Source organism: Polaromonas sp. P3_B1 (assembly GCF_056402935.1).
In genome coordinates this window covers 81,800-102,951 of record NZ_JBFUGK010000004.1, presented here as the reverse complement: position 1 = coordinate 102,951, position 21,152 = coordinate 81,800, and the positions used below count along the sequence as shown (strand labels likewise).

At 63.5% G+C, this 21,152-nt stretch carries 23 protein-coding genes; 8 read left to right on the top strand and 15 right to left on the bottom strand.

The features are described from left to right. Positions 1 to 18 precede the first annotated feature (18 nt). The 3 genes from AC1DXS_RS03815 to AC1DXS_RS03805 all read left to right on the top strand — a co-directional run bounded on the left by AC1DXS_RS03815 (position 19) and on the right by AC1DXS_RS03805 (position 3,336). Positions 19 to 900, top strand: a complete 882-nt coding sequence (locus tag AC1DXS_RS03815; RefSeq protein ID WP_477736248.1) for a phytanoyl-CoA dioxygenase family protein — start codon at positions 19 to 21, stop codon at positions 898 to 900. Between the two features lie 87 nt (positions 901 to 987). Next, entirely contained in the window at positions 988 to 2,346 is a 1,359-nt protein-coding gene (locus AC1DXS_RS03810) for an NAD(P)H-dependent oxidoreductase (protein ID WP_477736247.1), read from the top strand. Between the two features lie 93 nt (positions 2,347 to 2,439). Continuing rightward, complete coding sequence (locus AC1DXS_RS03805; RefSeq protein WP_477736246.1) at positions 2,440 to 3,336, top strand: NAD(P)-dependent oxidoreductase; 897 nt, start codon at positions 2,440 to 2,442, stop codon at positions 3,334 to 3,336. A 5-nt stretch (positions 3,337 to 3,341) separates the two neighbouring features. On the opposite strand, the gene AC1DXS_RS03800 is transcribed toward AC1DXS_RS03805, so the two are convergent. The 4 genes from AC1DXS_RS03800 to orn all read right to left on the bottom strand — a co-directional run bounded on the left by AC1DXS_RS03800 (position 3,342) and on the right by orn (position 7,440). Then, positions 3,342 to 4,253 carry a proline dehydrogenase family protein gene (locus AC1DXS_RS03800; protein ID WP_477736245.1) on the bottom strand — a complete coding sequence of 304 codons (912 nt, stop codon included), beginning with the start codon at positions 4,251 to 4,253 and terminating at the stop codon, positions 3,342 to 3,344. A 381-nt stretch (positions 4,254 to 4,634) separates the two neighbouring features. Beyond that, a complete protein-coding gene (locus tag AC1DXS_RS03795) occupies positions 4,635 to 6,521 on the bottom strand; it encodes a DEAD/DEAH box helicase (protein WP_477736244.1) in 1,887 nt (628 codons plus the stop codon). Positions 6,522 to 6,536: 15 nt separating this feature from the next. After that, positions 6,537 to 6,701, bottom strand: a complete 165-nt coding sequence (locus tag AC1DXS_RS03790) for a hypothetical protein (RefSeq protein ID WP_477736243.1) — start codon at positions 6,699 to 6,701, stop codon at positions 6,537 to 6,539. Between the two features lie 175 nt (positions 6,702 to 6,876). Beyond that, positions 6,877 to 7,440: an oligoribonuclease gene (gene orn / locus AC1DXS_RS03785; protein ID WP_477736242.1), complete on the bottom strand. Its 564-nt coding sequence runs from the start codon at positions 7,438 to 7,440 to the stop codon at positions 6,877 to 6,879. A 35-nt stretch (positions 7,441 to 7,475) separates the two neighbouring features. Here orn and AC1DXS_RS03780 point away from each other — a divergent pair, with 35 nt between their 5' ends. From AC1DXS_RS03780 to rsgA, 3 genes are read left to right on the top strand one after another with little or no spacing between them, the layout of a single operon-like run. Next, positions 7,476 to 8,765: a M48 family metallopeptidase gene (locus AC1DXS_RS03780; protein ID WP_477736241.1), complete on the top strand. Its 1,290-nt coding sequence runs from the start codon at positions 7,476 to 7,478 to the stop codon at positions 8,763 to 8,765. Beyond that, positions 8,762 to 9,082 (top strand): 4a-hydroxytetrahydrobiopterin dehydratase, encoded by a 321-nt coding sequence (locus AC1DXS_RS03775; RefSeq protein WP_477736240.1) that lies wholly within the window; start codon positions 8,762 to 8,764, stop codon positions 9,080 to 9,082. Before AC1DXS_RS03780 ends, AC1DXS_RS03775 begins: the two co-directional genes overlap by 4 nt. Further along, the gene (rsgA, locus tag AC1DXS_RS03770; RefSeq protein WP_477736239.1) at positions 9,079 to 10,038 is read left to right on the top strand and encodes a ribosome small subunit-dependent GTPase A; all 960 of its coding nucleotides are present in this window, start codon (positions 9,079 to 9,081) and stop codon (positions 10,036 to 10,038) included. The genes AC1DXS_RS03775 and rsgA overlap by 4 nt, the downstream gene beginning before the upstream one ends. Positions 10,039 to 10,043: 5 nt before the next feature. On the opposite strand, the gene AC1DXS_RS03765 is transcribed toward rsgA, so the two are convergent. The 6 genes from AC1DXS_RS03765 to rpsP form a co-directional block, all read right to left on the bottom strand. After that, positions 10,044 to 11,072 (bottom strand): CobD/CbiB family protein, encoded by a 1,029-nt coding sequence (locus AC1DXS_RS03765; protein WP_477736238.1) that lies wholly within the window; start codon positions 11,070 to 11,072, stop codon positions 10,044 to 10,046. A gap of 239 nt (positions 11,073 to 11,311) precedes the next feature. After that, the gene (locus tag AC1DXS_RS03760; protein ID WP_477736237.1) at positions 11,312 to 12,019 is read right to left on the bottom strand and encodes a CoA pyrophosphatase; all 708 of its coding nucleotides are present in this window, start codon (positions 12,017 to 12,019) and stop codon (positions 11,312 to 11,314) included. Positions 12,020 to 12,146: 127 nt separating this feature from the next. Further along, positions 12,147 to 12,503, bottom strand: coding sequence for a 50S ribosomal protein L19 (gene rplS / locus AC1DXS_RS03755; RefSeq protein ID WP_007865865.1), 357 nt, complete (start codon positions 12,501 to 12,503; stop codon positions 12,147 to 12,149). Between the two features lie 142 nt (positions 12,504 to 12,645). Then, entirely contained in the window at positions 12,646 to 13,425 is a 780-nt protein-coding gene (gene trmD / locus AC1DXS_RS03750; RefSeq protein WP_477736236.1) for a tRNA (guanosine(37)-N1)-methyltransferase TrmD, read from the bottom strand. A gap of 84 nt (positions 13,426 to 13,509) precedes the next feature. After that, positions 13,510 to 14,118, bottom strand: a complete 609-nt coding sequence (gene rimM / locus AC1DXS_RS03745) for a ribosome maturation factor RimM (protein ID WP_477736235.1) — start codon at positions 14,116 to 14,118, stop codon at positions 13,510 to 13,512. Between the two features lie 14 nt (positions 14,119 to 14,132). Then, entirely contained in the window at positions 14,133 to 14,393 is a 261-nt protein-coding gene (rpsP, locus tag AC1DXS_RS03740) for a 30S ribosomal protein S16 (RefSeq protein ID WP_477736234.1), read from the bottom strand. Between the two features lie 187 nt (positions 14,394 to 14,580). On the opposite strand from rpsP, the gene AC1DXS_RS03735 reads away from it, so the two are divergent. Next, complete coding sequence (locus AC1DXS_RS03735) at positions 14,581 to 15,117, top strand: N-acetyltransferase family protein (protein WP_477736233.1); 537 nt, start codon at positions 14,581 to 14,583, stop codon at positions 15,115 to 15,117. 7 nt (positions 15,118 to 15,124) lie between these two features. After that, positions 15,125 to 15,601 carry a hypothetical protein gene (locus AC1DXS_RS03730; protein ID WP_477736232.1) on the top strand — a complete coding sequence of 159 codons (477 nt, stop codon included), beginning with the start codon at positions 15,125 to 15,127 and terminating at the stop codon, positions 15,599 to 15,601. A gap of 135 nt (positions 15,602 to 15,736) precedes the next feature. On the opposite strand, the gene AC1DXS_RS03725 is transcribed toward AC1DXS_RS03730, so the two are convergent. The 5 genes from AC1DXS_RS03725 to AC1DXS_RS03705 form a co-directional block, all read right to left on the bottom strand. Then, positions 15,737 to 16,774 (bottom strand): inorganic phosphate transporter, encoded by a 1,038-nt coding sequence (locus tag AC1DXS_RS03725; protein ID WP_477736231.1) that lies wholly within the window; start codon positions 16,772 to 16,774, stop codon positions 15,737 to 15,739. 17 nt (positions 16,775 to 16,791) lie between these two features. After that, the gene (locus tag AC1DXS_RS03720) at positions 16,792 to 17,439 is read right to left on the bottom strand and encodes a DUF47 domain-containing protein (protein ID WP_413327724.1); all 648 of its coding nucleotides are present in this window, start codon (positions 17,437 to 17,439) and stop codon (positions 16,792 to 16,794) included. Between the two features lie 155 nt (positions 17,440 to 17,594). Next, positions 17,595 to 17,957, bottom strand: coding sequence for a DMT family protein (locus AC1DXS_RS03715; RefSeq protein WP_457279960.1), 363 nt, complete (start codon positions 17,955 to 17,957; stop codon positions 17,595 to 17,597). A 21-nt stretch (positions 17,958 to 17,978) separates the two neighbouring features. After that, positions 17,979 to 18,941: an AEC family transporter gene (locus tag AC1DXS_RS03710; protein WP_477736230.1), complete on the bottom strand. Its 963-nt coding sequence runs from the start codon at positions 18,939 to 18,941 to the stop codon at positions 17,979 to 17,981. 49 nt (positions 18,942 to 18,990) lie between these two features. Next, positions 18,991 to 21,087, bottom strand: a complete 2,097-nt coding sequence (locus AC1DXS_RS03705) for a TonB-dependent receptor (RefSeq protein ID WP_477736229.1) — start codon at positions 21,085 to 21,087, stop codon at positions 18,991 to 18,993. Between the last annotated feature and the right edge of the window lie 65 nt (positions 21,088 to 21,152).

Genomic DNA, 21,152 nt, shown 5'->3' with positions numbered 1-21,152 from the left:
TACTGAAGGAGACACGCGATGAGACTGAGCCCTGAACAACTCGCCCAATTCGACCGCGAGGGCTACCTGTTTTTCCCCGGCCTGTTCACGCCGGAAGAAACCCGCGTGCTCAACGACGCGGTACCCGAGCTTTACGAGCGGCGCGAAGGCTACAACGTCCGCGAAAAAGGCAAGGACGCGGTGCGCACCAACTTCGCGGCTCATATGTACAGCGAGCCCTTTGCTCGCCTGGCGCGGCACCCTCGCATGGTGGGGCCGGTGGAAGACCTGCTGGGCGAGCAGCTCTACATGCACCAGTTCAAGATCAACGGCAAGATGGCCTTTGAAGGCGACGTCTGGCAGTGGCACCAGGACTACGGCACCTGGCTTAACGACGACATGATGCCGACCGAGCGCGCGATGAACGTGGCCATCTTCCTGGACGAGGTGACCGAGCACAACGGCCCGCTGATGTTCATCCCTGGCAGCCACAAGAAGGGCGTGGTCGATGCGAAGCACGACCTGACCACCACCAGCTACCCACTGTGGACGGTGGACAACGAGCTGATACGCCAGCTGGTGCAGCGCGCCGGCGGCAAGCAAGGCGGCATCGTCAGCCCCAAGGGCCCGGCCGGCTCCATGATTTTGTTCCACTCCTGCCTGGTGCATGCGTCAGGCAGCAACCTCTCGCCCTTCAACCGGGTCAGCGTCTACCTGAGCCTGTGCGCGGTGAGCAACCATATCCGCCGCCACAAGCGCCCCGAATACATCGCACACCGCGACTTCACGCCCATCAGTTGCCTGCCCGACGACTGCCTGCTCAAGGACTACCCGGTGGACCTGCCCTGGAAGGACGGCGTGCCGGCCTCGGCGCTGCAAACCTCGATGGAAGAAATCGCGCCCGAGCGCAAGGCAGCTTAAGGCTCTCCCCGTTTGCCCTGACGCTGTCGAAGGGCTTTCTCAACACGCGGGCAGGCTTCGACAAGCTCAGCCCGAACGGATATTGCAATGAACCTGTTTACCAAACTCCAGCAGCGCGCCGCCGACAACAAGCCGGTGCGCATAGGCCTGATAGGCGCGGGCAAGTTCGGCTCCATGTACCTCGCGCAGATCCCGCGCACGCCGGGCGTGCACCTGGTGGCGATTGCCGACCTGTCACCCAACGCTGCGCGTACCAACCTCGCCCGCGTGGGCTGGAAACCCGAGATGGCCCAGGCCGCCTCGGCGCAGGCGGCAATCCAGGCCGGCACGACCTGGGTCACCGACGACTGGCAGGCGGTGGTCACGCACCCGCAGATCGACATCATTGTGGAATGCACGGGCAACCCGATCGCGGCGGTGGAGCATTGCCTGCAGGCTTTTGCGCATGGCAAGCATGTGGTCAACGTCACGGTGGAGGCTGACGCCTTTTGCGGCCCGCTACTGGCGCGCAAGGCGCTTGATGCCGGCGTGGTGTATTCGCTGGCCTTCGGCGACCAGCCGGCACTGATCTGCGACCTGGTGGACTGGGCGCGCACCTGCGGCTTCCCGGTGGTGGCGGCGGGCCGCGGCCACAAATGGCTGCCGCATTTTTGCGAATCCACGCCCGAAACGGTGTGGGGCAACTACGGCCTCACGCCCGAGCAGGCCGCGCGCGGCGGGCTGAACCCCAAGATGTTCAACAGTTTTCTGGACGGCTCCAAGCCTTCCATAGAATCCACCGCCGTGGCCAATGCCACGGGCCTCACCGTGCCCAGCAACGGCCTGCTCTACCCGCCGGCCAGCGTGGAAGACATTCCCTACGTGACACGACCTGTTCAAGAGGGCGGTGTACTGGAGCGCAAGGGCATGGTGGAGGTGATCTCTTCGCTGGAGGCCAACGGCCGCAAGATTCCCTACGACATCCGCATGGGCGTCTGGGTCACCGTCGAGGCCGAGACCGACTACATCAAGAACTGCTTTGAGGAATACAACGCGCACACTGACCCGAGCGGGCGCTACTTCACGCTGTACAAGCGCTGGCACCTGATAGGCCTGGAGGTCGGTGTCTCGGTCGCCAGCGTCGCGTTGCGCGGCGAACCGACCGGCGTGGCGACCTGCTGGAACGCCGACGTGGTAGCCACGGCCAAGCGAGACCTGCAACCCGGCGACATGCTGGATGGCGAAGGCGGCTACACCGTCTGGGGCAAGCTGCTACCGGCCGATACCTCCCTGAAAATGGGCGGCCTGCCCCTGGGCCTGGCGCACCAGGTCAAGGTGGTGCGCGCGGTCAAAARGGGCCAGAGCCTGAGCTGGAGCGACGTGGCCATGGATACCTCCACCCCGGCCTACGCCGTGCGCCGCGAAATGGAAGCCATGTTCGCGCCGGCCCTGAAAAAAGCCGCGTAAAAATACATTCGGAAACGCTGCCTAGAAAGCTCGCTGACAGCCTTCTCGCGCGGCGCGGCCTCATGATGGCTGAAAGCCATTTTGAGGACACGAATGACCACCGCCAGCGACACGCCCCCTCCCCGCATTGCCTTTCTGGGGATGGGCACCATGGGGCTACGCATGGCTGTTCGGCTTTGCGAAGCCGGCCATGCGCCGCAGGTGTGGAACCGCACGCCGGCCAAGGCGGGCCCGCTGGCTGCGACGGGTGCGGTGGTGCATGCGCGCGCAGCAGCCGCCGTGGCGGAGGCCGACATCGTGATCAGCATGCTGGAAAGCGGCCCGGTGGTTGAAGAGGTGCTGTTCGCGCAGGGCGTGGCCGCCGCGATGAAGCCGGGCGCGCTCTTTCTGGACATGGCCTCCATCCAGCCGCGCGAGGCCCGCGACCACGCGGCGCGCCTCGGCGCCCTGGGAATTTCACATCTCGACGCTCCCGTATCGGGCGGCCCCGGCGGCGCGGAAACCGGTACGCTGGCCATCATGGCCGGCGGCAAGGCGGAAGATTTCGCAAAAGCCCTGCCGGTGCTCAATCACTTCGGCCGTGCGACACACGTAGGCCCGCACGGCAGCGGCCAACTCACCAAACTGGCCAACCAGATGATTGTGGGCATCTCCATAGGCGCGGTAGCCGAAGCGCTGCTTTTCACCTCGCGCGGCGGGGCCGACATGGCGAAAGTCAAGGAGGCCATCACCGGCGGTTTTGCCGACAGCCGCGTGCTGCAGCTGCACGGCCAGCGCATGCTGGAGCGTGACTTCGCGCCGCGCGCGCGCATGGACATCCAGCTCAAGGACATGCGCAACGCGCTGGCGACCGCGCAGGAGATCGGCTTTGAGGCGCCGATCACCGCACTGTTTGAGCGGCTGTATGCCGATGGCGTGGAAAACGGCCTGACCGAGCTGGACCAGTCGGCACTGTTTGTCGAGCTGGCCAGCCGCAACGGCATGAGCTGACCCCGTCAGCGGGACAACAGCGCGCGCAGCAGGTAGCCGGCGATGCGGGGATTTTCCTTGATCCTTCGCATGCTGTAGGCGTACCAGTCCCTGCCGTAAGGCACGTAAATGCGGACGGCGTAGCCTTCGGCGAGCAGGTGGTCGCGCAGGCCTTCCTGCACGCCGAGCAGCATCTGGAATTCAAACGCCGTGCGGGCCATCTGCCGGTGCTGCGCCAATGCGATCACCTGGTCGACGAGCTCCTCGTCGTGGGTCGCGACACCGACAAAAGTGCCGCTGTCGAAACAAGACGCGACATGCCGCAGGAAGTGCGGATTGATCGCGCGCCGGTCCTGCCAGGCTCCTTCAACGAGATGCTCGCGATCCTCGGCATAAATTCCTTTGCAGATGCGCAGGTTTTCACCAGCGCCGAGCAGCGAAGCGATGTCCTCGCCGGTGCGCTTGAGATAGGCCTGCAGCACGAGGCCAAGATTGCCGTATCCGCGAGCTTTCAGTCGCAGCAGCAGGTCGATCTCACGCTGGGTGCAACTCGCATCCTCCATATCCATGCGCACAAAGCTTGAGTGAGCCTTGGCGGCATCGAGCAAGCACTCCAGATTGCGCTCGCAGTGCGCTTCATCGAGCAGCAGGCCGAGTGCGGTCGGTTTGACCGAGATATTTGCGCGCAATCCGTCGCGCGCGATCGCTTCCAGCACTTTGAGGTATTCGCGGGTCGTGTGGTCAGCTTGAGACAGCGATTCGGTGGTTTCGCCAAGGACATCGACCGTTGCAGAAAAGCCGGCAGCGTTGAGCGCGGCGACACGCCGGCTTGCATCGGCCACAGTGTCGCCGGCGATATAACGGCGCGAGACCTTGCGGACCAGCGCGCGCGGCGCCAGCGAGATGGACCAGGTCATCAAGGTATTGAACAGGGACATGACAGTCTCCAAAGAAAAAGAAATGAAGTGAACAACCGCAGGCACGACGTGCATCGTCGTGAGTCAAAGGGCGGTCGTGATCAGGCGCGTCCGCCGGGAGCTATCCGGCGGTCGCGGGCAGTGCTTCTGCCATGCGTCAGGGCGAAAGCCTTGACGCGCGGCGCAAGCAAGCTTTCAGTTCTTTGAAAGAGGGGGCCAGGCGGCTGCGTACATGTCGATGTTTTTTTGGAGTGGTGCCGGACTGCCGGTACCACCGACGCATCATAGCGTCCGGGCTGCGATGCGCTGCCGGTCGATAGGCAACGCAGCCAAGAAAAAGCCGCTGCGGACTGGTTGTCTGCAGCGGCTTTTGCTGTATGCCGTATCGGCGATGGCCGAGATTTAGTCGCGCGCAGGCTTGGAGAACTTGCCGGCCTTCTTGGCGGCATCGCGGGGCACAAAGACCTTGCCGGCCGGCTTGGCAAAACCAGGCTTGCGGTTGGCAAAGTCGGGGCGCGGTGCGAAACCTTCGTTGCGCGCACCGAAATTGCGGTCATCGCGCTGGGCGAAGCCGGCGTTGTGGCCGCCGCCGAAGCCGCGGTCGTCCTGGCGGCGCGGGCCACGGTCGTTGAAGCCGGAACGGTCTGCGTAGTTGCCTTGCGGCGCCGGAGGACGACCCTGGAAGGAGCCGCGGTCGTCGCGCTCTGGGCGATTGTTGCCAAAGCCGGCAAAGCCGCCATTGCTAAAGCCACCCGCCGGTTTACGGCCGGCATAGCCGCCGCGATCACCGCCACCGCCGAAGCCGCGGCCGCCGCGGTCACCGCCGAAGTTGCCACGCGGGCGCTCGGAGGTGGGAGCGAAACGCTGCTGCGGCTCCAGGCCGGCGATCACGCTGGGCTTGAGGTTCTGCTGCATGTAGTGCTCGATGTCCTGGATCTTGCGGCGATCACGGAACTCGGCGATGGTGACGGCCTTACCTTCGCGGCCAGCACGGCCGGTGCGGCCGATGCGGTGCACATAGTCTTCAGCCTTCATGGGCAGGCCGTAGTTGATCACGTGGGTGATGGTGGGCACGTCCAGGCCGCGGGCGGCCACGTCGGTCGCCACCAGCACCTGCACGCGGCCGTCGCGGAAAGCCATCAGGCGGCGGTTGCGCAGGCCCTGGCTCAGCGCGCCGTGCAGCGCCACGGCGCTGAAGCCTTCCTGGACCAGGTCGTTGGCCAGGCCGTCGCATTCAACCTGGGTGCTCGCAAACACGATGGCCTGGTTGATGGTGGTGTCGCGCAGCAGGTGGTCCAGCAGCTTGCGCTTGTGGGTCATGTTGTCGGCCCACAATAGCGATTGCGTGATGGAGGTGTGCTTTTCGTGCGGCGAATCGATCTCGACGCGCTGCGGCGTGCGCATGACGCGCGTGGCCAGCTGCATGATGCGCGGCGCAAATGTGGCGCTGAACATCATGGTCTGCTTGCGTTCTATCGTGAGCTGGTTGACTTCCGTCAAGTCGTCGGCAAAGCCGAGGTCCAGCATGCGGTCGGCTTCGTCGACGACGAGGAACTGCACCTGGTCCAGCTTGATCTGCATGCTGCGCTGCAGGTCGAGCAGGCGGCCGGGCGTGGCGACCACGAGGTTGGCGTTCTGCAGCTTGGCGATTTGCAACTGGTAAGGGATGCCGCCAACGACGTTGGCGATACGCAGGCCGCGGCAATGGCGCACCAGGTCGATCGCGTCGGCGCAGACCTGCTGGGCCAGCTCGCGCGTGGGGCACAGGATCAGCGCGCCGGGCGTGGCGGCCTTGAAGTTGCGGGGGCTGGTCGGGTCCTTGCGCTTGGGCTTTTTCAGGGGCGCTTCGCCGCGGGCGACAGCTTCAGCGCTCAGGCGTTCGAACTCGGCGCGCTCAAAGCGCTCGGCTTCTTCCTGCTGCTTGAGCAGGGTGTGCAGCACGGGCAGCAGGAAAGCGGCGGTCTTGCCGCTGCCGGTCTGGCTGGAAACCAGCAGGTCGGTGAACTTGGCGGCCTTGGGATCGGCATCCAGGGCCTGCATGGCCTTGGGGATGGTCGCCATCTGCACAGCGGTGGGCTTGGTAAAGCCCATGTCGGCGACGGCCTGCAGCAGTTCCTTGGCCAGGCCAAGCGCTACAAAGCCATTGGGTTCGGCCACGACGGCGTCGAGCGAAGTGGAGGCCTCAGGCGCATCGGAAAAATCCGGAACAGCGTTGAAAGCGGTGTCGTTGTTGTCGTTGGCAATGGCTTCAGGCAAAAAGTCGCCACGAGCCTCAAAAGAGTCAGTCATGTGTTTTCTCACTAATCACCTGTTCGCAGCGCTTTTGGCGAGGGAACAGGAAACTTCACCTTCCGCGATGCGGAAGGATTCGTTCATGGTTAATAAAACATCAACCATCAAACGAATATGCAGCCCGGGCGGCAAACTTGACGCTGTGCCCGAAGCGGTGACTCCGTTGTTGGAGTCCAAAAGTGTGAGGTAGATGTACAAATGCAGCGCACCCTGTGCAACTGCAAGCCCACGATTATAGCGTGCTTTACGGGTTTCTACCAGTCCCCTGCCTGATTAAAGGCTATCGGGCTGCAGGCGCTCTCATTTCAGGAGCGGTTTGCGCTTACCCAGCTTGACGAAACCAGTCAAAGAATCACTTCAGGAAGTGTTCCCGGTAGTGTTCCAGTTCGTCGATGGATTCGTGCACATCGGCCAGCGCCGTATGGCTTTGGCGCTTCTTGAAGGCACTGTAGACCTCGGGCCGCCAGCGCTTGGCCAGCTCCTTGAAGGTGCTGACATCCACGTTGCGGTAGTGCAAAAAGGCTTCCAGCTTGGGCATGTACTTGACCAGGAAACGCCTGTCCTGGCTGATGGTGTTGCCGCAGAGCGGCGAACTGCCCTTGGGTACGTACTGGGCCAGGAAGGCCAGTATCTGCGTTTCGGCGTCCGCCTCGGTCACAGTGCTGGCCTTGACCTTGTCGATCAGGCCGCTGCGGCCGTGGGTGCCTTTGTTCCAGGCGTCCATCTGATCCAGCAATTCGTCGCTCTGGTGGATCGCCAGGACCGGGCCCTCGATACGGGGCGTGAGCTGCGGGCCGGTCACGATCACGGCGATTTCGATGAGGCGTTCTTTTTCCGGGTCCAAGCCGGTCATTTCGCAGTCCAGCCAGACGAGGTTCTGGTCTGATTTTTTGAGTGTGGTTTCAATTTCGGGCATGCCGCGATTCTCGCTGATCGCCTAAACTGCCCGCTATGACCGACTATTCGCTTGTTTTCACCGGGGTGTTCTCGGCTTTGCTGGTGCTGGGCTTGCTGACCAGGTTCTATCTGGCGTCGCGGCAGATCCGCCATGTAGCGCGCCACCGCGACGCCGTGCCGGAGGCCTTTGCGGACACCATCTCGCTTGAAGCCCACCAGAAAGCCGCCGACTACACCATCGCCAAGGCGCGCTTCGGCATGCTGGAAATGGCCTTCGCCGCCGCCGTGCTGCTGGGCTGGACCCTGCTGGGCGGCATCGACACGCTGAACCAGGCACTGGCCGGCTCCAGCCTCTCCGCCTGGGGTGCGCTGGCGCCGCAACTGGCTTTGCTGGCCGCCTTCGGCCTCATCAGCGGTGTGCTGGACTTGCCTTTCACGCTGTACAGCACCTTCCGCATCGAGGAGCAATTTGGTTTCAACAAAATGACCTTCAAGCTCTGGCTGGCCGATCTCCTGAAATCCACACTGGTGGGGCTGGTCATAGGCCTGCCCATCGTGGCGCTGATCCTGTGGCTCATGGGCAGCGCGGGGCGCCTGTGGTGGCTCTGGGCCTGGGGCGCCTGGATGGGTTTTAACCTGCTGGTGCTGGTGCTCTACCCCACCGTGATCGCGCCGCTGTTCAACAAGTTCAAGCCGCTGGAAGATGAGGCGCTGAAGGCGCGCGTGACAGCCCTGATGCAACGTTGCGGCTTCGCGGCCAAAGGCCTGTTCGTCATGGACGGCAGCAAGCGCTCAGCCCATGCCAACGCCTACTTCACCGGCTTCGGCGCGGCCAAGCGTGTCGTGTTTTACGACACCCTGCTCAAGCAACTGAGCCCCGGCGAAGTCGATGCCGTGCTGGCGCACGAGCTGGGCCATTTCAAGCACAAACACATCATCAAGCGCATCGTCTCGATGTTCGCCATGAGCCTGGCCGGCTTCGCGCTGCTGGGCTGGCTGTCGTCGCAGGTCTGGTTCTATACCGGCCTCGGTGTGCGCCCGAATCTCAACGGCGCCAACGATGCGCTGGCCCTGCTGCTGTTCCTGCTGGTGGTGCCGCTTTTCAGCTTTTTCATCTCGCCGGTGTTCGCCCAGTTCTCGCGCAAGCATGAGTTCGAGGCAGATGCCTATGCAGTGGCCCAGACCGACGGCAAGGACTTGCAGAGCGCGCTGCTCAAGCTCTACAAAGACAACGCCAGTACGCTGACGCCCGATCCTGTGTTCGTGAAGTTCTATTACTCGCACCCCCCAGCCTCCGAGCGGCTGGGCCGCATGACCCCTTCCCTTGAAAGCGCCGCGACATGAGCAACCCCATTCATCAGAACCGCCGTGCCCTGAGCGCGACTGAAATCGTCACGCAACTGAGCAAGCTCAATGGCGAACAAGCCCTGGGCTGGCGCCTGATCGACGGTTCTCTGGAAAAGACCTACACCTTCCAGAATTACTACGAAACCATCGCCTTCGTGAACGCGCTCGCCTTCATCGCCAATGCCGAGGATCACCATCCCGACCTCGCGGTGAGCTACGGAAAATGCACGGTGCGCTTCAACACGCACGATGTCGACGGCGTCTCCATCAGCGATTTTTTCTGCGCGTCCAAGGCAGACGCCCTGTTCGTTTGAGCAAACCGCAACGCCCCGCCGCGGCCCCCGTGGCGGGAACGCAGCCAGGCCTTGTGGTGGCTGGCTTCGGCCGCCATGTGCTGGTGGAAACCGAGACCGGCGAGCGCCTGATCTGCCACCCGCGCGGCAAAAAAAGCCAGGCTGTGGTCGGCGACCGCATCCGCTGGCTGCCTTCTGAAGATGAGGGCACCATCGAAAAAATCGAGGAGCGCCGCAACCTGTTTTACCGGCAGGACGAGATGCGCACCAAGTCCTTCGCGGCCAACCTGGACCTGGTGCTGATCCTGATCGCCGCCGAGCCTGAATTCTCTGAAAGCCAGCTGACACGCGCCTTGATCGCCGCCGAAGCCGAAGGCATCGCGCCTGTCATTGCGCTGAACAAAAGCGACCTGGGCGAGCCTTTCACGCGCGCCTGGGCGAAGCTGGCGCCCTACCGAACCATGGGCTACCGCATGCTCTCGCTGGCGATCAAGCCGAAACTGGAAGGACCCGCGAGCGAAGGACAGACCACGGAATTGCTGGAACTGCTGCGCGGAAAAAAGACCCTGGTGCTGGGCCCCTCCGGCGCCGGCAAAAGCAGCCTCACCAACCTGCTGGTGCCGCAGGCCAAAGTGTTGACCGCCGAGATCTCCCAGGCGCTCAACTCGGGCAAGCACACGACGACCAGCACCACGCTTTACTGGATCGACGAGGCGAAAACCTCCGCGCTGATCGACTCTCCGGGCTTTCAGGAATTTGGCCTCAACCATATCGAGCCCATGCAACTGGCCACGCTGATGCCCGACCTCAAGGCCCATGCCCAGGACTGCAAGTTCTACAACTGCACTCACCTGCATGAGCCGGGTTGTGGCGTGATCACGGAAGTCAACGCGACAGACCACCCGAGCAGTATCAGTGCCAGCCGCTACCGCTTGTACGGCGAGCTGTTCGCCGAGCTGTCACAGAGCCGCTACTGACCGGTTCAGCCCAGCAGGCGTGCCAGCGTCAGCAGCGCCAGCAACACCATCCAGAGCACCACGGAGCGCCACACCAGCCCCACGATGCTGCGCAGGTGCGCGATTTCGGGTTCGCGGCCCGGTGTGGCCTCGGTGGCGATGCTGTCTTCCGAGTCCAGCCCGCCGGCCTGGAAACCCTGGGAGGTATTCGGCGAAAACGTGGCCTTGAGCGCCTCGCCGCCCAGGCGCACATTCACCGCGCCGGAGGTGGCGGCCAGGATGATGCCGTCGTTGCGGTTCTCGGCGGCGGCCGGCGCATTGGCCGCAAAGCGCTGCGTGTAATTGCGCCAGGCGTCGATGGCATCCTCAAAGCTGCCGACCACCGCAAAGCCCAGCGAGGTGACGCGCGCAGGCACAAAATCAATCACGCCCCAGGCACGGCTGGCCGCGAGCTGCAGCGCCATGCTGGCGCCCTCGCCCGCTGCCGCCGCCGTTTTGCGCTTGTAGGCCCAATAACGAGAAACGAATTCGCTCATGCGGTAGAGCACCGCCCCGGCGGGGCCCAGGCCCAGCGCGGCCAGCACCGAAAACCAGGCCAGCACGCCGAACACATGGCGGTGCGCCGCCAGCACCGAATACTCAATGACGTGGCGCACGATTTCGCTGCGCGGCAGTTCGCTGGCGTCCACCTGGCGCCATTGCGCAAGCAGCTCGCGCGCCGTGGCTTCGTCGCCGTCATCCAGCGCATCGCGTATGTCGGTGAAGTAATGGCTGAACTGGCGAAAGCCCAAGGTGACGTAGAGGATGGCCACGTTCCAGGCGAAAGCCAATACGATATTGATGTTCCAGAGCAGCCAGTGGATCAGCATGGTGACCAGCGCCGGCCCAAGGACGGCAACCGTCCAGGCGATCCAGCCATGGTGGGGTCTGCCGGCGTCCAGGCTTCGGTTGGTCCAGCGCGCCCATCCGCGAAAGCCTGCATGAACCCAATTACCGCGGGCCAGTGGTCGGGCCTGTTCGATGATGAGGGCAAACAAAACGGCGAGAAAGCTCATTCTCGAATGATAACTGGCCCCCACGGTCGCGCACTGCGTGTCGCTCCCTGCCCCCCGAGGGGGCCGCCCGCCTGTGGCCCGGCAAAGCCGGATCCACGGCTCATGCCGGGTTGAAGATTCAGGGCGTATGCAGCGAGGGTATTTCACCAGCGGGGGCCGCGGGTCCGGCTTTGCCGGCCCCAGGCGCCGCCCCCTTCGAGGGGGGAACAGGCTACACGCAGTGAGCCTGGACGGGGGTGTTACGCAGCTAGGAATCGATAGAGATTGCGCAGCATGCCGGCGGTGGCGCCCCAGATGAAGCGTTCCCTGGCTTCGCTGGTGTCGCCTTCGCCCGAGATGTCGGAGTACGGCATGGACAGCCACTGCCGCAGGACACCGTCGAATTCGACTTCGTGGCGGCGGTGGTGGGCGGGGTTCATCAGGTAGCCCAAAGGCACTTCGAACACGTCGGCGACTTCGCCGGGATTGGGTTGCAGCGCGAAGCCGGGTTTCACCAGAGCCACCACGGGTGTGATGATGAAGGCGGTCCCCGTGACGTAGGTGGGCAGGGTTCCCAGCACCTCCACGTGGCCGCGCGGCAGGCCGATTTCTTCGTGGGCTTCACGCAGGGCGGTGTCGACGGCATCGCGGTCGGTGTCGTCGGTGCGGCCGCCCGGCAAGGCCACCTGGCCGGAATGCGTGGAGAGGTTGGTGGTGCGCTCGGTCAGCAGCAAAGTCACTTCATCGCGCATGACCAGGGGCACCAGCACGGCCGCCAGCGCCGGCGTGCGGTCGGTGAATTTTTTCTCGACGCTGTGCTCGGGGGTCCAGACCGGCGGATGCCGGAAGCGCTCACGCAGGGCCTGCGGCGACAACCGATCCAGCGGCACACCCGCGAGGTGGTCGTCAATGCCCAGCACCGGAATGCTGCGCGGGTCAAACTTGGGCAGCGGCTTGAAGGAGTTCATGGGCGCGTGGGCTTGAGCGGGCTGTGTGGTGGCAAAGGCTGCGGACACAAAAAAAGCCGCTCGGTGAGCGGCTTTTCCAAGGGGCTGTTCGGGCTGCCCTGCATTCCGGTAACACCGGAGCGGCAGATCAGGCGCCCAGCTTTTCCTTGATACGTGCGGATTTGCCGCTGCGGCTGCGCAGGTAGTACAGCTTGGCGCGACGCACATCACCGCGGCGCTTGACTTCAATCTTGGCGATCAGCGGGCTGTACACCTGGAAGGTGCGCTCGACGCCTTCGCCATTGGAGATCTTGCGAACGATGAAGCTGGAGTTCAGGCCGCGATTGCGCTTGGCAATCACCACGCCTTCAAAAGCCTGCACGCGCTTGCGGGTGCCTTCAACCACGTTCACGCTGACAATGACGGTGTCGCCAGGGGCGTATGCGGGGATGGTCTTGTTGAGGCGGGAAATTTCTTCCTGCTCGAGGGTCTGGATCAGATTCATGATTTTTCCATCTAACTTTTTCGTTCATGCACGCGCTACGCTAAAGACCGCAAATCCATGGATTCACCCGAAGATGATTCAGATGGTTGCAGTGGCCGCCAGAGGATCGAAAAGCCTTTGATTATAGCAAGCCGGGGCTTTCTCAAGCATCCTTGTCCGGGTTTTCGACCAAATCGGCCAGAAAAGCCTCGTCGCTTTCGCTTAAATAGCCACTCTCCCGCGCTTTTTGCACCAACTCGGGGCGTTCATGCTGGGTCAACGCCAAGCGCCGCTCGCGCCGCCAGCGTTCGATGTGGGCGTGGTTTCCTGACATCAGGGTGGTGGGTACGGGCTGGCCGCGCCAGTTTTCGGGCCGGGTGTAGTGCGGGCAGTCCAGCAGCCCGTCAAGCGCCGGGTTAAAGCTGTCGAACTGGTGGCTGCCCTCGTCGTTAAGCACGCCGGGCTGCAGGCGCGCCACCGCGTCGAGCAAGGCCATGGCGGCAATTTCACCGCCGGACAATACAAAGTCGCCAAGGCTGATTTGCAGGTCCACATGGGCATTGATGAAGCGCTGGTCCAGCCCCTCATAACGACCGCAGACCAGCACCGCACCGGCGCTGGCCGACCAGCTTTCGACGCCGGCATGGTCCAAGGCTTTACCTACCGGCGAAAACAGCACCGTAGGCACCTTGGGCGCGCCAGCGGCGGCCTGGTCGGCGTGTACGGCAGCCAGGCACAGGGCGAGCGGCTCGGCCATCATCACCATGCCGGGGCCGCCGCCAAAAGGCCGGTCGTCCACCCGGCGGTAATTGCCGTCGGCAAAATCGCGGGGGTTCCAGAGCTTGACCTCCACCAGCCCCGATTCATAGGCGCGGCGCGTGACGCCGCTGGCCAGGAAAGGCGCAAAAAGCTCGGGGAACAGGGTGATCAGGTCAAAGCGCATGGGAAGGCTATTTTGCGCGAGCCGGGCGCCGAGGGGAAATAGACCTGGAAAGGCCCCGAAATAGACCTCGGAAAGCGGCAGGACTCAGTAGTCGGGCTGCCAGTCCACAGTGATGCATTTGCCGGCGATATCGACGGTGTCGACATAGACCGAGACAAAGGGAATCATGCGTTCGGCGGTGCCGCTGCTGCCATCTTCCTGCTGGACGGGGTACTCGACGCACAGCACGGAATGCGGGCCGGTGGCCATCAGGTCGCGGACCAGGCCCAGGTCAACGCCTTCGCGATTGACTACCTTCAGGCCTATCAGGTCGACCCAGTAGTACTCGTCTTTGGACGCGGCGGGAAAGCTGCTGCGCGGCAAAAAGATGCGGGCGCCACGCAAGGACTCGGCGGCATTGCGGTCATCCAGGCCGACAAACTTGGCGACGATGGAATCGGAATGGACTTTGGCCTCGTCGACACTGAGCGTGACGGTGCCGGAGAACACGGTGAAACCCGGTCGGAATTTGGCGTCAGGTGCCTGCAGAAACCAGGATTTGGCCGCGAAAAGCGCCTCTGGATCGGTGCTGTGCGGCAGGATTTTCACCCAGCCCTTGACGCCCCAGGCATCCAGGATGCGCCCGACTTCGATGGCGTCGGCCGGAAGGCTTGAGGGTGTCAAGCCTGCCGACGGCTGAAGGCCGGGCTGCATCAAACTTCTAAAACTCAGGCCGTCTTGACGGCAGCCGTAGCACCCTGCTTGACCAGGCGCTCAACGGTCGGCGACGGCTGTGCGCCGACGCTGATCCAGTGGGTCAGGCGGTCTTGCGCAATGCGCAGGCCCTCTTCGCCACCTTTGGCGATCGGGTTGTAAAAACCGATGCGCTCGATGAAACGGCCGTCGCGGCGAACGCGTTTGTCAGCCACAACAATATTGAAAAAAGGACGGTGCTTGGAACCGCCGCGTGCAAGTCGAATGACGACCATGATTTATCCTTCGGGTGGTGGGGCTTACCGGTAAAGTAGTTACCCCAATGTTCTGCAGCGCTTGAGACACACGACATGGCCACCCGGCCAGCGAATTGCTGCAAAGCCTGAGATTATAGCCTGCCGGACGGTTTTACCGGAAATTCGCCTTTCTCCCCCTACCCCTCCCTCGCCAAGCGCCCTCTCCATGCCCCTCATACGACCCAGCCGCGACGAAGACATTCCCGCCATCACCGCCATTTACGCCCACCACGTGTTGCACGGCACGGGAACCTTTGAAACCGAGCCGCCCAGCGCGGCCGACATGGCGGCCCGCCGGGCCGACGTGCTGTCCAAGGGCCTGCCCTACCTGGTCGCCGAGCAGGACGGCAGGATCGCCGGCTTCGCCTATGGCAACTGGTTCAAGCCGCGCCCGGCCTACCGTTTTTCGGTGGAAGATTCGATCTACCTGGCACCCGAGCAGCACCGCAAGGGCCTGGGCCGCGTGCTGTTGGCCGAATTGCTGGCGCGATTTGAAGTTGCGGGCATACGCAAGGCCATGGCCGTGATCGGCGACTCGGCCAATGCCGGCTCGGTGGGCGTGCACCGCTCGCTCGGCTTCACCGAGGTCGGCACCGTCCGTTCCTGCGGCTGGAAATTCGGCGCCTGGCGCGACATCGTCATCATGGAAAAAGTCCTGGGCGCGGGCGACACGCAGCCGCCGCCCGAGCCGCCCGCCGCATAATCGCCGCATGCAAACCGCCACAGCGTCCTCCCCCAAAGCCCCGAAAAACAAAACACTCGCCGCCTGGCTGGCCTTCATAGGCGGCCAGCTCGGGGTGCACCGCCTTTACCTGTTCGGCCTGGGCGACGTCTGGGCCTGGCTGCACCCTATCGCTGCCGCGCTGGGCTGGTGGGGTGTGGAACGTGTTCGGCAGTACGGCCAGGACGACCACCTGGCCTGGGTGCTGATTCCCCTTCTGGGCTTCACCCTGGCTGGGACAGCGCTGACCGCGATTTACTACGGCCTGATGTCCACAGAAAAATGGAACGCGCTGCACAACGCAGCCGCGCCGGAAACCAAAGCCGGCAACACCAACTGGCTGACCATAGGCGCGGTGGTATTCGCCCTGCTGTTCGGCACGATTTCACTGATGTCCAGCATCGTCTTCAGCTTCCAGCGTTACTTCGAGTACCAGGTCGAAGAAGCGAAGAAAATCAGCCAGTAGAGCCCCTCGTGTAATACGGTTGGGAGTTCAGTAAGCACAACCAGCGGGGGCCGCGGGACTGGCTTTGCCAGACCGCAGGCGCCGCCCCCTTGAGGGGGGAACAGGCTACACGCAGTGAGCCTGGACGGGGGTGCTTCAAAAAACCTGGAGACTGACCCAGTAGGCGACCGCCGCCACGAATGCCGAGGCCGGAATCGTGAAAATCCAGGCCCAGACGATGTTGCCGGCCACGCCCCAGCGCACGGCCGAGGCGCGCTGCGTGGAGCCCACGCCGACGATGGCACCGGTGATGGTGTGGGTGGTGGAAACCGGAATGCCCAGCGCGGTTGCCAGGAACAGCGTCAGCGCGCCGCCGGTTTCGGCGCAAAAGCCGCCCACGGGCTTGAGCTTGGTGATTTTCTGGCCCATGGTTTTCACGATGCGCCAGCCGCCGAACATGGTGCCGAAGCCGATGGCGATGTAACAGACGATGACCACCCAGATCGGCAGGTGCTCGGTGGTCGCCATCATCCAGACCGGCAGGCCCTGCACATTGCTGGTGGTCGCGGCGATCAGCAGCAGCCAGATGATGCCGGCCGTTTTCTGCGCGTCGTTGCCGCCATGCCCCAGACTGTAAGCTCCGGCGGACACCAGCTGAAGCCGGCGAAACCACCGGTCTGCCTTCGACGGTGTCGTCCTGCGGCACACCCAGGCCACCGCCACCATCATCAGCGAGCCCAGCAAAAAGCCCAGCAGGGGCGACACGAAAATAAAGGCCACCACTTTGAACACGCCTGAGGCGATCAGCGCGCTGGCGCCGGCCTTGGCGATCACCGCCCCGACGATGCCGCCAATCAGCGCATGCGAGGAACTGCTGGGAATGCCGTAAAACCAGGTGACGATGTTCCAGGTGATGGCCCCCATCAGCGCGCCAAACACCACATGGGTGTCGACCACCCCGGGCGCCACGATACCCTTGCCTATGGTCGCCGCCACGCTCAGGTGGAAGATGAAATAAGCGAGAAAGTTGAAGAAGGCGGCGAACAGCACCGCCTGCCCCGGCTTGAGCACGCCCGTCGACACCACCGTGGCGATCGAATTGGCCGCGTCATGAAAGCCGTTCATGAAGTCGAAGGCGATGGCCAGGAAGACCAGCAGGAACACCACCCACAGGGCGGCCTGTACGGTTTGCATGATTCAGGCGCCCGCGTTCAGGAGTTCTCGAGGACGATGCCCTCGATCAGGTTGGCCACATCCTCGCACTTGTCGGTGATGGTTTCCAGCAGTTCGTACACTGCCTTGAGCTTGATGACCTCGCGCACGTCCGGCTCCTCGCGGAACAGCCGGCTCATGGCCGAGCGCATCACGCGGTCGGCGTCGGACTCGAGCTTGTCGATTTCCTCGCAGGTCTTGAGCGCGGCTTCGGCCGTCGCGGCGTCGCTGACTTTTTCGATCAGCGCCACGGCGTCCTGCAGGCGTTCGCAGCATTTGACGCTGAGGTCGGTCAGCCGCACGATGTCTTCCGTCATGTGGCGCACGTCGTACAGCGCCATGGTTTCGGCCGAATCCTGGATCAGGTCGGCGACGTCGTCCATGGTGTTGATGAGCTTGTGGATCTGCTCGCGGTCTATCGGCGTGATGAAGGTCTTGTGCAGCGCGCGGTTGACTTCATGCGTGATGCGGTCGGCAGCGCGCTCGGCGTGGTCGACTTCGCGGTTGAAGGCTTCGCGCTTTTCCACGTCGCTGTAGTTGGCGACCAGCTTGGAAAAAGCATGCGCCGCTTCCACGATGCGTTCGGCATGCTGGTTGAACATCTCGAAAAAATTGCCTTCGCGCGGCAGCAATTTGCCAAACAGCATGTCGATTCCTCAGGAAGTAAGTCAAAAATATGACGAAAGTGTAACGCCCCCACGTTCGTTCACTGCGTGTAACTCTCTGCCCCCCGAGGGGGCCGCCCGCCTGTGGCCCGGCAAAGCCGGTTCCACGGCTCATGCTGGGTTGAAGAACTGTGTGATCAGGCGGAGCGGAAGATGAAGTAGACCGCGCCCACCATGCACAGCGCCGCCCACAGGTAGTCGAGCTTGAGCGGCTCGTTCAGGTAGAACACCGCGAAGGGCACAAACACGCTGAGGGTGATGACCTCCTGCATGATCTTGAGCTGGCCGACGCTGAACTGGGTGAAGCCTATGCGGTTGCCGGGCACCTGCAGCAGGTATTCAAACAGGGCGATGCCCCAGCTGATCAGTGCTGCGATGTACCAGGGCGAAGTCGCGAGGTTCTTCAGGTGGCCGTACCAGGCGAAGGTCATGAAGACGTTGGACAGCAGCAGCAGGCCTATGGTCTGCGCCGACACGGGCAAGGACTGGAGGAATTGCATCAAAGGACTCCGGGACAGGCGTCAGCCGAAATGGCCGACCAAAATCAACACCACGGTCAGCGTGACCAGGGCCAACGCGGTGGACACCACCACGCTGGCGGTGATCAGCTCTTCGGCGACCTTGTAGCGCTGGGAAAACAAAAACACGTTGGCGCCAATCGGCAGGGCCGAAGCCACCACCATCACCGACATGGGCACGCCGCTCACGCCCAGCAGCCGGCACAGGCCGAACACCAGCAGCGGGTGCAACAGGTTCTTCACCCCGGCCAAGGCCAGCGCCTGGCGCCAGTGCTCCCCCACACGCGTGTTGGCCAGGGTGACACCCACCAGCACCAGCGCCAGCGGGCCGAAGGCGCCGGCCATGAGTTCCAGCGGTTTGTCGACGACGGCGGGAATCGTGAAACCAGTCTGCGCGAACAGCAGGCCGGCGATGATGGGCAGCGGCACCGGATGCAGCAGCGCGTTTTTCACGGCCATCATCACGGTGGCCACGGGGTGGCGCGGCGCGCTGGTCATCTCGTCGCTGGTGCCCAGCTTCTGTTCATGGGCCACCGCGAGCTCCAGCACCACCGTGGCGCTGGTCAGCAGCACCAGCGAGTGCACTGAGACCAGCGTGAACAGCGTGACCAGCCCCTCGGGCCCGTACATCAGGCCAATCAGCGCGATGCCGATCATCACGGTGTTGGAGAAGGTGTTGGCCAGCGCCAGCACGGCCGCACGGCGGTTAAAACCCTGTACCAGCAAGGTGCCGCCGAAGAGCACGATGACCGCCAGAAAGTAAGCCAGCACCGGCTTGAAATCAAGCTGCTCGACGCGCACCCGGCTCATGGTGCGAAACAGCAGCGCCGGCGTGAGCAGCAGAAAGATCAGGTTGGACAGGTCCTTGATGGCATCCGCCCTGATCCACTGCGCCCGGCCGGCGAAAAAACCCGCGGCAATCAACAGCACAACCGGGAACAGGGACTCAAAGACCAGCGGGTTCATTGGCGCAATCTTAGCTTGCCGTCCCTGGCCCTCTGCTCCCGGCTGTCGCTTAAAACGCCAGCTGCATGCCTACCTTCAGGCTGCGCCCCGGCAGCGGCGCCTTCGGGAACGCCGTGGTCGTCAGCACCGACGCTGCGCTGTAGGCCAGCTGGTTGGTCAGGTTGTCAACCTTGGCATACCAGAGGATGTTGCTGGCGCCAGCCTTCATGCGGTAGGTGGCGGCCAGGTTCCACAGCGTGTAAGCCGCTGTCGCGCGCTGGCCGTCGGCCACGCGGTTTTGCGCCATCGAATGGTCAAAACCTATGCTGCTGCCCCAAGGCCCGCTGGCCCAGACCAGGCTGGCGCCCACACGCGCCGGCGCGATGCGCGGCAGTGGCTGGCCGTTGCTGAGGTTGGTGGCGCGCACCACATCGCCGCGCAGGGCCAGGTCCACGCTGGAGGCACCTTCGAGCAGGCGGATGTTGCCACTGGCTTCCAGGCCGACAAAACGCGCGCGAACGCCGGTGTAGGCGAACTCCGGAAGAATGCTGTTGTCGGGGTTTGTATCGTCCACGCCGTCGCCGTCCAGGTCGGCCGGGTTGAGCGCGCCGTCTTCCTGTCCAAAAGTGTTGCCTGTGGCCAGCAGGCCAATGTAGTTCTTGAAGCGGTGCACATAGGCATTGGCGCTGAAGCTGTTGGCGCCCGACTTCCAGTTGGCGCCCACGTCCAGGCTGGTGGACTTTTCCTTGCCCAGCGTGGGGTCGCCGGTTTCCCAGGCTTTGGTCGCCACGTGCGGGCCCTGGGCGAAGAGTTCGTAGTCCTTGGGCGCGCGTTCGGTGTACGCCAGGTTGCTGGTGAGCTGCCATCCTGGCGCCGCATTCCACAAGGCGCCGAGCGCATAGCTGTGCGGCGTGAAGTCGCGCGTCGAAGGCGCAAAGCGCGCCACCAGCGGATTGCCCAACGACTCCACCTTGACCGACTCCAGCCGCCCGCCAAAACTCAGCTTGCCCCAGCTGGTGGCGTATTCCTCATACGCAAACAAAGCGTTCTGCGAGGTCTTGCTGTAAGGCGCGAAGGCCTCGGCGCCGTCGGCCGAGAAGCGATTGTTCTCGGACTGAAAGCCGACCAGGCCCTCCAGGTTTCCGATGCGTGCATGGCGCGCCTCCAGCCGGAAATCGCTGCCCTTGTTCTTGAACACGGTACCGGGATCGGGGCCCTCGAACTCGGTGTGCTGGTAATCGGTATGGCTCAACTGGCCCCTGACGCTCTTGATAAAACCGCCCAGGTCGCGCACCTCGCCTTCCAGCGCCACGCGGTTGGATTTCATATCAATCGTCACGTCGTCTTCGGCCACGGTGCCGTAATTGTTGCGGTAGGTGCTGACCGACGCGCCCAGGTAGCCATGGTCAAAAAACAGCGAGCCGCCAGCCGCGCCGCCATGCACCTTGCTGTCCGAGTTGCAGATGCGGTTGGTGAAGGTGTTGATGCCGCCCTTGCCGCAGGCCAGGTCGGTGGGCACTTTCACGTCGCCGGTCTCGCGGTTGAAAACATCCACATGCAAGGCATAACGGTTGTTGCCGCCTTCAAGCAGCACACCGCTGCTTTTTTCGCGGTTGCCGCTGGCCAGGCCCAGGTCGACCTTGCYGCCCACGCCGCCTTTTTCATCGAACAGGGGCTCGCGCGGGATGCGGTTGTCGATCACATTGACCACGCCGCCCACAGCGCTGCCGCCGTAGAGCAAAGCACCGGGGCCTCGCAGTACCTCGACGCGTTCAATGCTGATCGGGTCGCTGGTGACGGCATGGTCGTAGCTCAGGCTGGAGGCGTCCAGCGTCGCGCCACCGTTGCCCAGGATACGGATGCGGTCGCCGTCCAGGCCGCGGATGATGGGCCGGCTGGCGTTAGGCCCGAAGTAGGTGCTGCTCACGCCGGGCACGCCGTCCAGCGTTTCGCCCAGCGTGGTTTTGCTGCGCAGCAGCAGCCCGGTGCCCGAATACTGCGCGGCCGGCGCGATCAGGTCTGTGGCGCCCAGCGGATTGCCGGTGACGGTGACTTCCTTCAGGCTGGAGGCGGGCATGGATGCCGGCGCGGCGGTCTGGGCACTCGCCAGACCGCAGGAAAGCGTTGCCGCAGCGCAGAGCGCGCGGCTGATAAAAGGTGGTTTCATGGTGACTCGCTGAATCGGGAAAAATCAAAAAGGCATGGCTGCGCCTGGCCTGGCGGCCGGAGCGA